This is a genomic window from Selenomonas sp. oral taxon 137 str. F0430, assembly GCF_000183625.1.
Taxonomy (GTDB): domain Bacteria; phylum Bacillota; class Negativicutes; order Selenomonadales; family Selenomonadaceae; genus Centipeda; species Centipeda artemidis.
Map to the genome: position 1 here is coordinate 221,408 of NZ_AENV01000005.1, position 12,307 is coordinate 233,714.

The 12,307-nt window shown below is 56.7% G+C and carries 11 protein-coding genes; 4 read left to right on the forward strand and 7 right to left on the reverse strand.

Features of this window, described 5'->3' with window-relative positions; genetic code table 11:
* Positions 1-13 precede the first annotated feature (13 nt).
* Positions 14-922 (forward strand): VirK/YbjX family protein, encoded by a 909-nt coding sequence (locus HMPREF9162_RS02420; protein ID WP_037350104.1) that lies wholly within the window; start codon positions 14-16, stop codon positions 920-922.
* Positions 923-1,194: 272 nt separating this feature from the next.
* Here the strand turns inward: HMPREF9162_RS02420 and HMPREF9162_RS02425 are convergent, their stop codons facing one another.
* The 6 genes from HMPREF9162_RS02425 to HMPREF9162_RS02450 form a co-directional block, all read right to left on the reverse strand.
* Positions 1,195-2,253, reverse strand: coding sequence for a tyrosine-type recombinase/integrase (locus HMPREF9162_RS02425; protein ID WP_009752550.1), 1,059 nt, complete (start codon positions 2,251-2,253; stop codon positions 1,195-1,197).
* A gap of 144 nt (positions 2,254-2,397) precedes the next feature.
* A complete protein-coding gene (locus HMPREF9162_RS02430) occupies positions 2,398-3,525 on the reverse strand; it encodes a M20/M25/M40 family metallo-hydrolase (protein ID WP_009752634.1) in 1,128 nt (375 codons plus the stop codon).
* A gap of 13 nt (positions 3,526-3,538) precedes the next feature.
* On the reverse strand, positions 3,539-4,816 hold the full coding sequence (gene dcuC, locus HMPREF9162_RS02435; RefSeq protein ID WP_009349492.1) for a C4-dicarboxylate transporter DcuC: 1,278 nt from the start codon (positions 4,814-4,816) through the stop codon (positions 3,539-3,541).
* Between the two features lie 149 nt (positions 4,817-4,965).
* A complete protein-coding gene (locus HMPREF9162_RS02440) occupies positions 4,966-6,354 on the reverse strand; it encodes an aspartate ammonia-lyase (protein WP_009752614.1) in 1,389 nt (462 codons plus the stop codon).
* A 48-nt stretch (positions 6,355-6,402) separates the two neighbouring features.
* Positions 6,403-7,329, reverse strand: a complete 927-nt coding sequence (locus HMPREF9162_RS02445) for a carbon-nitrogen hydrolase family protein (RefSeq protein WP_009752716.1) — start codon at positions 7,327-7,329, stop codon at positions 6,403-6,405.
* A 21-nt stretch (positions 7,330-7,350) separates the two neighbouring features.
* Positions 7,351-8,742, reverse strand: coding sequence for a sodium:alanine symporter family protein (locus HMPREF9162_RS02450; RefSeq protein WP_009752770.1), 1,392 nt, complete (start codon positions 8,740-8,742; stop codon positions 7,351-7,353).
* 150 nt (positions 8,743-8,892) lie between these two features.
* Between HMPREF9162_RS02450 and HMPREF9162_RS02455 the strand changes: the two genes are divergently transcribed.
* Positions 8,893-9,783, forward strand: a complete 891-nt coding sequence (locus HMPREF9162_RS02455) for a LysR family transcriptional regulator (RefSeq protein ID WP_009438262.1) — start codon at positions 8,893-8,895, stop codon at positions 9,781-9,783.
* A gap of 173 nt (positions 9,784-9,956) precedes the next feature.
* Complete coding sequence (locus HMPREF9162_RS02460; RefSeq protein ID WP_009752540.1) at positions 9,957-10,604, forward strand: class II aldolase/adducin family protein; 648 nt, start codon at positions 9,957-9,959, stop codon at positions 10,602-10,604.
* A gap of 170 nt (positions 10,605-10,774) precedes the next feature.
* Here the strand turns inward: HMPREF9162_RS02460 and HMPREF9162_RS02465 are convergent, their stop codons facing one another.
* Positions 10,775-11,233 (reverse strand): Hsp20/alpha crystallin family protein, encoded by a 459-nt coding sequence (locus HMPREF9162_RS02465; protein ID WP_009438245.1) that lies wholly within the window; start codon positions 11,231-11,233, stop codon positions 10,775-10,777.
* A 253-nt stretch (positions 11,234-11,486) separates the two neighbouring features.
* On the opposite strand from HMPREF9162_RS02465, the gene HMPREF9162_RS02470 reads away from it, so the two are divergent.
* On the forward strand, positions 11,487-12,290 hold the full coding sequence (locus HMPREF9162_RS02470; RefSeq protein ID WP_009752613.1) for a DUF6630 family protein: 804 nt from the start codon (positions 11,487-11,489) through the stop codon (positions 12,288-12,290).
* Positions 12,291-12,307 lie beyond the last annotated feature (17 nt).

Sequence of the window (12,307 nt, forward strand, 5' to 3'; positions counted from 1 at the left end):
GGCATCAACTTTTATGGAAAGCTTTTTTCAACTATCAAAGCGTATATACAATACCTCAAACCTACGTGAAGTTCGCCGATTGGTCGTTTTTATGCTGCGTGTATGTCTGCATTACAGTGCTTTGAAAAAGCTCCAATCTGATTTCGAAGAAGACGATGTTTTGCGACAAGTAACGGAGTACTACCCGTTCGCCTATGAACAGCCGACGCGTGCGTTTTTCTATCATCGTTCCACCTTTGATGAACGCATGATGATTGTCAGATCTCATATGTCTTTTTTGCGTAATAGGATGCGGGCGGATACATTTCTAAAGCTATATCGGGGAACTGCACTGCCGCTGTGGCGGGGACTCCAATGTATGGGAAAAAACTTGACGGCAGAGCTTTTCTTTGAGCCCGGACAGCGCAAAGAAGGGATTCTTTCCGTTACTTTACGTATAGGCATGGAACCGCTCTATCAGATCATTTTTTGGATCGCACCGTCGCCGGATGACCGAAAGTATTCTATGTGGATCGGAGCGATGCAGGGGCCGAATATGGCGGATGCAAAGGAAGTGGTGAAACAGGCGACGAAGGTTTGCCATTCGTATCGAACGAAGAATCTCGTCCTCTATGTCGCACAGGCAGCAGCGCGGGCACTCGAACTCAAGCATATCTATGCCGTCACCAATGAAGGATATTATGCAAACAACCATGTGCGTGTTGACCGCAAGCTCAAGACGGACTTCAGTACATTTTGGGAAGAGGCAGGCGGACATAAGACAATTGATCCGCGATTTTATGAGCTGCCCCTTGTGGAATCTCGCAAAACCATCGAAGAAGTCCCTACACGAAAACGCGCCGTCTATCGGCGGCGCTTTCAAATGCTTGATGAGATTGATGCACAGGCAGCGGAGCAGATGTCAACGGCTTTGCAAGGATGAGACAGTGTCTGCGATGTAGAAAACTGAAATGTAAAAGTGAAAGACAGAAATTAGAAACTAAAATTTCCGTTTTTGATTTCTGTTTTTTTGTATGCTTTATTTCAGTTGTTGAAGACATATTGTGCTAATTAAGTAAAATGTGAAGATAAGAAACTGAAATCTATTCAGAAACCAAAATATGGAACAAAAAACCGTGTAGGTTCATGCGACCGTACACGGTTTTGTATATATGCGGCTTTATGCCGGAGAGACGGCGGGGATCTTACGGCAGTTTATTCATCCACCTTCACACCCGGGGTGATTCCGCGTGTATAGCGCCGTTCCATGCGGTCGTGGACGTGGGCGTATTTGGCGGTGACTTTGGGGCTGCGCTGGCGCAGCGTCTCCTGTACGACGCGCAGATCCTTGGTCTCTTGGTAGAGGTTCGTGCCGCAGCTATGGCGGAAGAGGTGGCAGGCGTAGCCGGGCTGTTTGAGTCCCGCCGCGGTGAGCGCGCGGTTGATGACGTAGCGGATGCCGACGCGCGAGATACGCCCCTGTGCGTTGTTGGAGGAGCAAGAGATGATGGTCGGCGTGAGCCGATTTTCCTGCGGCACTGCGCCGCGCTCCTCGAGGTATGCCTTGAGGAGCTCTAGGGTCTCTTCGCAGGGATAGATGAGTCCCGCGTGTCCTTTGCCGCGAATCTCGATGCGCCCGCGCTGCCAGTCGATGTCTTCGTCGGAGAGCCGCATGACCTCGACGACGCGCAGTCCCTCGACGCCCATGAGGTAGACGATGAGGAGATTGCGGAGGCGTTTGAGGGCATCCTTGTCCTCTTTGAGATAGGCGCAGATCTCGCCGATCTGGTCGACGGTGAGATATTTATAGTCCTCGTCGAGGTGCTGCGGGTTGCGCAGTTGGAGTTCGGCGCAGGGATTTTCGGCGATAAAGGAAAGCCGCTGGGCGACTTTATAAAAGGCGCGGATGGCGGCGCCCTTGATCATGAGGGTCGCGGCGCTGTAATTGCTGCGGCGCATCTCCTCCATGTAGACGCGGATCTGATAGTCGCGGACGTCATTCAGCGGGTGCAGTCCCTGCGCGACGCACCAGCGGAGGAACAGGCGGATCGCAAGCTCGTAGGTGTCGCGCGTGTCCTCGGTCGGGGCGCCGCCCGCGATATAGCGCGGCAGATACTCATAGAAATGCGTGATGAAATACTCGGGCGTGATGGCATCCTGTCGAACGCTCAGCGCGGGGGCGTCCATGGGGCGCACGCTTCCGACGGATGCAGGATGAGGGATGAGCGCGGGGACGCGCGCGTCTGCGTCTTGATCTGTATTTCCTTTTTTCATTGTCCCGCCTCCTCCTTCGTTGATCGTTGAAGTGATTATATCACGTGGGAAAGGGGTTAGCAACAGGTGTTAAAATAGATGCGTTATGTACAGCAAAAGAGCTGTGCGCAAGTGCACAGCTCTTTTGCTGTCATGGGAGATTTTTTAGGATTTGAGCGCCGCCTGCCGTACGATCTCGAGGGCGAGTTCGGCGGCATTGTAGAGATCCTCTTCGAGGAGGGATTCTTCCTTCGTGTGGCAGTCGGTCATGCCGACGCCGAGGACGGTGGTCGGGATGCCGTAGGCGTTGAAGAAGTTCGCGTCGGAGCCGCCGCCCTCCTCCTCGAGGATGACGGGGAATCCGAGCACGCCTGCGGCGCGGCGCAGATACCGGATCGCGCGCGCGTCCTGCGGGAGTTCGTAGGGATCGTAGTCCTTCTTGACGGTGACGGTCGCGGTGCAGGTCGCTTCTTTTGCCGTGCGCTCGGCGATCTCGACCATGCGTGCGGTGAGGGCGTCGAGTTTTGCCTTGTCGCGGCTGCGCGATTCGAAATTGATCGTGCAAAGCTCAGCGACGACGTTGGTCGCCGTGCCGCCCGTGATGCGTCCCGCGTTGCAGGTGGTCTCCTCGTCGATGCGCCCCTGCGGCATGGCGGCGAGGATTTTGCCTGCGGCGATGATGGCGTTGTGTCCTGCGTCGGGGTCAACGCCCGCGTGGGACGCCTTGCCGCGCACGGCGACCTCGATCTGATTCTTGCCCGGCGCCTTGAACGCCGCCATGCCGGGGTGACCGTGCGTGTCGAGTGTAAAGCCGACGTCGGCGTGCAGGAGCGAGCGGTCAATGTTCTGCGAGCCGTTCACGCCGCCCTCCTCGGCGACGGTAAAGACGATCTGCAGATCGCCGTGCGGGATGTTTTGCTCGCGCAGGCAGCGCAGCGTCTCGAGGATGGCGACGACGCCCGCCTTGTCATCCGCTCCGAGAATGGTTGTACCGTCCGAGCGGATCACGCCGTCCACGAGCTGTGGGCGAATACCCGCGCACGGCTCTACACAGTCCATATGTGCCGTCAGCATGACGGTCGGAACACCGGAAACCGATCCCTTGAAATTCGCGACGATGTTGCCGCAGTTGCCGCCGAGGATTTCCCCGGCATTGTCCTCATGAATCTCCGCGGCGCCGAGCTCCCGCAGCCGAGCGGTGAGCAGATTGCCCATTTCCCGTTCGTCGAGGGTGGAGCAGCGGATGGAGACGAGCGCGAAGAACTCGTCCAAAACTCTTTTCTTGTTGATCATGGCGTTACGCTTTCTATGAGAGGAAGAGCACAATCATGAACGTGACGGTCGCGAGCAGCATCGGGAGAGCGTTGCGTTTGGTGAGCTCCATGGGGCTGACCTTTGCAAGCCCTGCGCAGACGAGTGCTGCGCCCGCGACCGGCGACATGGAACGTCCGATGGAACCTGCCATCTGTGCGAGCGAGCCGAGGTCGATGATGCTCATGCCGAACGAAGCCGCCTGCGGGGTAATCGCCCCGTTGAAGGCAAGCGCCGCCGCGTCGCCCGAGCCGGAGATAACGGCGATGAGGAAGGGACCGAATGCGCCCGCGAGCTTGGCAACGGATTCCGATCCCTTCATCGCTTCAATCAGGCTGTCCGTGAGCCCCATTGCCGCCATACCCGTGGTAAAGACTGCTGCGGCGATGATGAGCCCGATGACATCACCGTAGGCACTGCCCATACCGTTGAAGAATTTTTTTGTAATCTCCTGGGGATCTTGGCGTGTGACAATGATCGCGAGCACTGTGCCGACGATCATAGCGGTCGGCACATCGACGAGCGGGAGGAACGCAATCTGCTTGCTGCCAAGCACGAGCAGAATGAGCGGGACGAGGGGAACGAGCGCGTAAAGGGCATTGACCTTAAAGTTCTTGCCGCCCTCCTCCTTCTCGAGTTCTGCAAGATATGCCGCACTGCGCGCGGCATCCGGCCCCTCTTTGCGTACGGCTGCGATGACGGTGAGGGTAATCACCGCGACGATGGAGGCAATGATCGCGGCGGGCACCTGCGCCATGATGACGGTCATGAGGTCGGTCTGCGCGAGGTCGGCGACGAAGATGTTGTGCGCCTGTCCCGGACTGATCGCGCTGCCCCATGTGCCTGCGAGCACCGCCGCCGCCGCCATCGCGGGATGGACGCCCGCAGCCATGAGCGTGGGGATGAGGATGCTGCCGACCGCCGCCGAACAGCCGGCAGCGCTTGGGATGGCGATGTTGATCCACCATGTGAGGAGTGTTGCCAGCGGAATGAGGATGAATTTGCTCCGCGTAATGACGCCCGAGATCGATTCGACGAGGTGACGGTCGCACGTCGTAATTTTCATGACATACGAAAAGCCCATGACCGTACAGATGACCGGCACAAGCGAGCCGTGCACCATCGTCTTGCTGAATGCTGCGACGGCATTGCCGCCTACGCCGCCGATGAAGCACATTAAAAAACCTGCGGCAATGAGCACCATGCGTGTCTCGTACTTTTTGATGATGGCAACAAAGGCGAGGATAACAATAATTCCTCCGGTGATAGCCAATGAAACGACCTCCTTAAAAAATACAGAAAATTACCTTATTCGAATTATTTTCGGCAGATACGGGCGAAATCCTTTCCAATGCACCGGAAAAATTCCAATAAAATAAGCCGATACACAGCAAAATCATGTCGTGTATCGGCAGAGAAAACTTATTCGGCGATGCCCGGGCGTGTCATCTGACGCGGGGAGAGGATGTGATCGAGCTCTTTTTTCGAGAGGAGGCCGCAGTCCAGAACGATCTCGCGGATGGGCTTTCCTGTTGTATAAGCCTCGCGTGCGAGCTCGGCGGATTTCTCATAGCCGATATGCGGCAGGAGCGCCGTGACGATACCGACGCTGTTGTCAAGCCACTTTTGACACTGATCGATGTTTGGCACAAGGTCGACGAGCAGTTTCTCGACGAAGGTATCGACCGCACGCGTGAGGTAATTCAGCGAGTTAAACATGTTGAACGCCATCACCGGCTCCATCACGTTCAGCTCGAACTGCCCGTTCTCCACGGCGAGCGTGACGGCGAGATCGCCGGCGATCACCTGATAGCACGCCTGATCGAGCACCTCCGCGATGACGGGGTTCACCTTGCCCGGCATGATGGACGAGCCCGGCTGACGCATCGGCAAATGCAGCTCGTTCAGCCCGCAGCGCGGTCCCGATGCCATAAGGCGGAAATCGTTGGCAAGCTTGATGAGGACGAGCGCCGCATTCTTCAGTGCGGACGAGACGTCGGCGAACGCATCGGTGTTGTTCGTTGCGTCGATGATGTTCTGCGACGTGCGGTACTGTTCGCCCGTGACCTCCGAGAGACGTTTTGCGACCGCCTTGATATACGCCGGCTCCGCGTTGAGCCCTGTGCCGACGGCGGTGCCGCCCATATTGATCGTATGGATATGCCGCAGAACGTAGCGGATACGCCGAATCGAACGGCGCACCGCGGACGCGTACGAGCCCATCTCCTGCCCGAGCGTGATGGGGACGGCATCCTGCAAATGCGTGCGCCCCATCTTGAGGATGCCGCGGTATGCCGTCGCCTTGCGCTCGAGTTCTGCGGCGAGCCGGTCGAGCGATGCGACAAAGCGCGCTCCCTTCGCCGAGAGACACACCTTGATGCCCGTCGGGAACGCGTCGTTCGTCGACTGCGCCATATTCGCGTGATTGTTCGGCGAGATGATGTCATAGCGTCCCTTTTCCTCGCCGCGCAGCTCGAGCGCACGGTTGCAGAGCACCTCGTTCATGTTCATGTTGACGGATGTGCCGGCACCGCCCTGAATCGGATCGACGGGGAACTGGTCGAACATTTCGCCCGCAATGACCTCGTCGGCAGCGCGTACGAGAACATCACCAATCTCATGCGGGAGACGCCCCGTGTCCATGTTTGCAAGCGCCGCAGCTTTTTTTACCTGCGCAAGTGCCACGATGAAATCAGGGTCAAGTTTTTGCCCTGTAATGCGGAAATTCTCGATGGCGCGCATCGTTTGAACGCCGTAGTACACATCGTCGGGTACCTCAAGACTGCCCAAGAAATCATGCTCTGTTCTCATGATACTGCTCTCCTCATCCGTTTGTGCAGAATTTGGCGCCTGCAGAGTTTATTTGTCGTTGATCCTGAGTTCGAGTACATCGGGACGTGCGTAGTGGCCACAGGGATCAAACTCCATTTTGGCAGACGCAGCCTTGCCGAGGTCGAGCGTCGTGACGATGAGCTCCTCTTTGTCCCAGACGGGCTCGGTATAGAAATTGCCGAATGGATCGATCACGCAGCTGCCGCCCCGGCAGACAATCTCAGGCAGCCGATCAATCTCCTCGGAGCAGTGCAGCCGGGCGCGGGGATAGTCGTCCCGCGTGAAGACCATGTCCGCGTTGATGAAGTAGCAGCGACCTTCAAGCCCGATGTGCTGTACCGTGTTGATCCACGAGGGAACGTCGTTCGTGTTCGGCGCGATGAGGATGTTCACGCCGCGGTCGTAGAGTGCCGCGCGCGCGAGCGGCATATAGTTCTCCCAGCAGATGAGGCTTCCCAACGGCCCCCATGGACTGTCGATCGTGGGGAAGTAGCCGCGGTTCGCGTCGCCCCAGACAAAGCGCTCCGCGCCGGTCGGCTTGAGCTTGCGGTGGACGGAGGCAAGCGCACCGTCGGGTGTGAACATCAGATTTGTATTGTAGAGTGTACCCGTCGTATCGTCACGTTCAGAGACACCGATGCTGATGTAGGCATGGTGCTTCTTTGCCGCGGCGCCGATGGCGGCGGTTTCTGCCCCCGGGCAAACAACGGAGTTGTCATAGTAGAGTTTCCAATCCTTGCGTCCGTCCTCGCTGCGGCTGCCAACGGTGAACCCGAAGGTCATGCCGAAGGGGTATCCGGGGAGGAACAGCTCGGGGAATACGATGAGCTCGGCGTCTTTCTCAGCAGCCTTTTCAATCCATTCGAGTGCTTTTTTGAGAGACGCTGCTTTGTCGAACATGACGGGGGCTGCCTGAATGAGACCAAGACGGCAGGTTTCTTTGAGATCCTTCATAATGTTGACTCCTTTACATGTTCAGTTGCTGCGGCTGCGATAGAGTTCGACGACGTCCGCGTCATAGTCCCATAGCGGCGTATCGGTCGTTTTCTTCTTCTGCCGGTAGTCTTTGAGCGCAAAGACTACGTATTTGGACAGACGGAACAATGCGATAACGTTGAAAAGCACCATGAGAGCACCGAACAGATCGGAGAACTCCCACATGGAAGTGACGGGGACGATAGAGCTGAAAAGGATCAGCGCAAGTGCAAAGATGCGATATGCGGTTACGGCATGTTCCTTGTCCGGGAAGAGGTAGCGCGTATTCACCTCACCGTAATACATATTGGCCAGCAGCGTTGTATAGCCGAACAGGAACATCGCAGCGGCGACGAGCCAGTAGCCGAGATCGCCGAACGAAGCGGAGAATGCGGCCTGTGTCAGCTGGATCCCTTTCAGATCACCGTTCAGGGCGCCCGAGAGCAGGATACAGAATGCCGTGCAGCTGCAGACGATGATCGTCGTCACGAAAACACCGAGCATTCCGGAAAGCCCTTGGTTCACAGGATGCTTGACATTCGCCGCCGCGTGCATGGACGGAGTCGTTCCGGCGCCTGCATCATTGCTGAACAGCCCTCGTGCGACGCCATAGCGGAATGCCTCCTGTACCGTGTAGCCGAGCGCCCCGCCCGCCGCCTGTTGAATACCGAATGCGGAGTCGAAGATAAGGCGGAGCATATCGGCAATCCACTCAGCGTGCGTCACGAGCACGATGAGCGCAAGGATGATATAGGCGAATGCCATGAAGGGAACGACGTAGGACGCGACGGTGGATAGTCGTTTGATGCCGCCGAAGATAACGAGCGCCGTAAGGATCACGAGCACTGCCCCGACACCGAGCGGCGGGAGCGCGGCTTGACCGCTGAACGACCCCGCGATGGAGTTGCTCTGTACCATGCAGTAAACGACGCCGTTGCCGAGAATGACCGAGACAGAAAAGAGGATGGGGAGCACGCGGGCGTTCAGCCCTCGTCTCATGTAGTATGCGGGACCTCCGCGAAACGTTGTTCCATCCTCGTTTCGCACACGGAACATCTGCGCGAGTACCGCCTCACCGAACATGATGGGCATACCGAGGATGGCCGTTACCCACATCCAAAAGATCGCGCCGGGACCGCCCGAGGCGAGCGCCGTTGCAACGCCGACGAGACTGCCCGCACCGACTTCGCTGCCGATGGCCGAGCAGAGCGCGCCGAATGCACTGACGCCTGTCGCGTCGCGGCTGGCCTTCCAGAGATTCGGTACAAGCTGGGTGAAGTACCGTACCTGCGGCACGCCGAGGCGGATCGTGTAGAAAATACCGCATGAAAGCAGGAGCCCGGCAATCAGCCAGCCCCAAAAGATGCCGTTGACGGCTTTGATGATTTCCACGGCAAAGCTCCTTTCTCCAAACAGGAAATACAGCGGCAGAATAACGGTTGCGTCTTTCTATATTTATGGTATCATAAAAGAAATACTTAAGTAAAATTGAGAATAGTAAATTTCTTTATCGAAAAAAATGATGGAAAGGAGGGGGGATTTATGGAGCTGCGGAACATTAAGACCTTCGTTTATGCGGCTGAGACGGGAAGCTTTACCGAGGCGGCACAGCGGCAGAACTATGCGCAGTCAACGGTAACACAGCAGATTCGCCTGTTGGAGGAGGAACTTGGTACAGAGTTGTTTATTCGTATGGGACGCCGTGTGGCTCTTTCGAGTGCCGGGCGTGCCTTCTTGTGGCATGCAAATCGCATGATTGCCCTGGAACAAGAGACCCTGGCACAGTTCCGCGGATCTGCAGAGCCGGAAGGAATCTTTTTCATCGGTGTTATTGAAACGATTGCCACATCGCATTATATGAACAGCATCGGTGCGTTCCTGCAGCGGTATCCGCATGTTCGGCTGCAAGTGCATGTGAGCACGGCGCCGCAGCTCCGGCAGGAACTCCTGCGGGGCGGCATCGATATGGCGATCCTCCTCGATCGGTTCAGCGAAATACCGAACATACGCCTCCTGTATCATGCGCCGTCTCCCATACAATTTATTGCAGCTCCGGGCAATTCCTTTGCACACCGTCCTGTCCGCCTGGAGGAGTTGACGAAGACCGCGTGGATCCTGACTGAACGGGGAACAAACTACCGCAAGCAGCTGGAAGATGATCTGGCCGCGCGCCGGCTTTTTTTATATGATCGGCTCGAAATCGGTACGAGCAAGACCATCATCGACTTTGTCGCGGCCGGGCTTGGGATATCCATATTACCGGCCGTCACGGTTGCCAATGCGATTTGCGATCATCGTGTCGTCCCCCTTCATGTTGTGGATTATGAAATGAACATGGAGCTGCAGATCCTCGCGGTGAAAGACCGGTGGCTGCCGCAGCCGCTGATGCTTCTGGCCGAGATGGTTGCCGCTGCTTTTGCGGAGAAAGGCTAACGCGGGTGCCGATTGGCAATGAATAAGCACGGAAAGAATGCGTACTACGGGCAGGGATAAAGTTCGACTGACGCGAGACTCCGGCGCAGGCGCGCAGAAGGAAATTCTGCGGCGATCGCGAAATAAAGAAGTGGATACGCCGGATGTACGGAAATATTGTGGGGTGACAGCGCATGACAAAAGCGGAAGAGGTTGTGTTCTACGCCAAGCTGCTGGATGAGAAGGGCTTGGTAAACTCCCTGGAAGGGAATATTTCCGTGCTGGATCGGACGGAGGGGAAACTCTACATTACGCCCTCCGGCAAGAGAAAATCCCTGCTTACGCCCGATATGATCGCCGTCATGCGCGGCGATGAACAGGTCGGCGGCAACTGCAGGCGGTCAAGCGAATATTTGCTCCATCGGGCGGCGCTCAACGCGCGGCCGGACTGCAGTGCCGCCGTGCACGTCCACGCACCGTATCTCACAGCCTATGCCTTCTGCAGTCGGTCAATCCGTCTGCGCTGCTCCACCACCTTTGGGCTTCTCTTTGAGGATATTCCCTGCCTGCCCTACGGACAGCCGGGCACGCCCGCAATTGCGGACGGCATCGAGGAGGCGATCGCGCACCGCGATCTGCTGCTCCTTGCAAACCATGGGTGTATTGCCGTGGGAGCGACGCTGGAAGAGGCTGTCGCGCTGATCGAAGCGGGCGAAGAAGTTATGAAGATCTATGCGCTCGCGCGTGCCGCGGGAGAAGTCAGCGACATCCCGCCGGCAGATTGGGAGCGCATGTGCGAAGAACACCCGGGGAGCGTACGGAACCGACATAGGAAGGCATGACGCAGCAGAAAAATACCTGAAAAGCGTTGCTGCGTACCCTTGCCGTACGACAGAAAACAGCATACAAAAAGACAGACGAGACACCTGCCAAACGGCAGGTGATCGTCTGTCTTTCACTATGGGAACTTATGGGAAATAACGCGCACGCTCGCAGGGAACGACGCTGCGCGTCAGTGGATCTCGATCTGCTTGCGCGGCGCTTCGCCGGCGGCTTTGGGCAGGTTCACCTGCAATACGCCGTCCTTGAACTCCGCGTGAATGTTCGCGTCGTCGATGCCGTCGATGTAGAACGAGCGGCTCACCTCGCCCGTGTGACGCTCACGGCGGATGTAGTTGCCCGCGTCATCCTTCTCGTCTTTCGACTCGCTGCGGGTGGCGGCGATCGTCAGATAGCCGTTCTCGTAGTTGAGGCTGATGTCCTCCTTTGCCATGCCCGGCAGGTCGGCGGTCAGCTCATAGTGATCGTCCGCATCCTTCACGTCCACCTTGAACGAGCCCGCGCCCCAGTTCGCCGCGGGGAATCCGTCGTGGAAGAAGGAATCGCGCATCGCGTCAAAAAGTGCGAAGGGATTCGCGCTGTCATTGCGGCTGAGTCCGCGCCGCCCGGAAAAAGGTACCAATCCAAACATGATGATCAACTCCTCGTTGTGCTTTATTCCGGTGCGCGTACCGTTTGGAGAGCCGCGCGCCGTTCACTGTCTGTTTTGGAAGGGGGGCTTTCTTCATCGCCCGCCTTCTGATTGTTATTATACAACGAAAAGTCAAAAAGTCAATAGGTCAAAAAGAAAAAGTTGAAAAATTTTTCCGTGCTTGTATAATGAAGTGGAAGCGGCGATATATTTCAATTGCCGATGAGCGCGCGTAAAGGGCAGTGTGGTTACGATGAATTTCTATCACCTGATTCAGGAAAAAGTATTTCATACCTATGAAGACTGGCACATAAAAAGCCCGATCTATGACCGCAGCGGCTTCCATATCACGGGCATCGATAATTCGCTCCGCGCGATGCGGGATGGACATATCATGTATACGGAGATACGTCCACCGCATGAGATCGGCGGCTGCACGCTGATGCAAGCGGTTGTCGGGGCACGTCAAGAGCGTGTGGATTTATATCTGGACGTCCGGGATAAAAAATATCGGATCACCGACTTGCGCTATGAAGATGCCGTGCGGATGATGCGAAATTTCGTGAAGGATCGCCGGCTTCCCGAATCCGGCACATACGTTGAAGTCCCGGAGAACGATGCGGAAAAACGCGCGGCGTCCTTTGCCGCCTTAGCGGAGCTGCTGACGGGCGATGCGGGGTATGCCAAGCAATTCATTGGGAAGGCAGACCCGGAGGAGATCGAAACCGCATGGATGCGGCTTTCTGAAGAACTGCTGCGAAGAGGAAGGGCGACTGCGCTTGACGCCAAAAGTGGAAAAGCCGATTTTCTCTCTGCCGTAAAGCAATTGACCGCAGGTCTGCCGGTCGCAATCCATGAAGATATGCTTGGTGAGACCGAAAATATAGAGCAGTGGTGCAAAGCCCTGAATGACGCGTGGCGCGGCTATGTACTTGCGGCGCAGGATGTCGGCAGCGACAACTATGTATTGATCGTGCTCACGGAAGAAGATTTTGCTAGGGCGAAGGAACTGGCAGGAACGATACTGCATCGTATCGCCCGCGCCGAAGATATGTAAGTATGAGGGAGGAACAT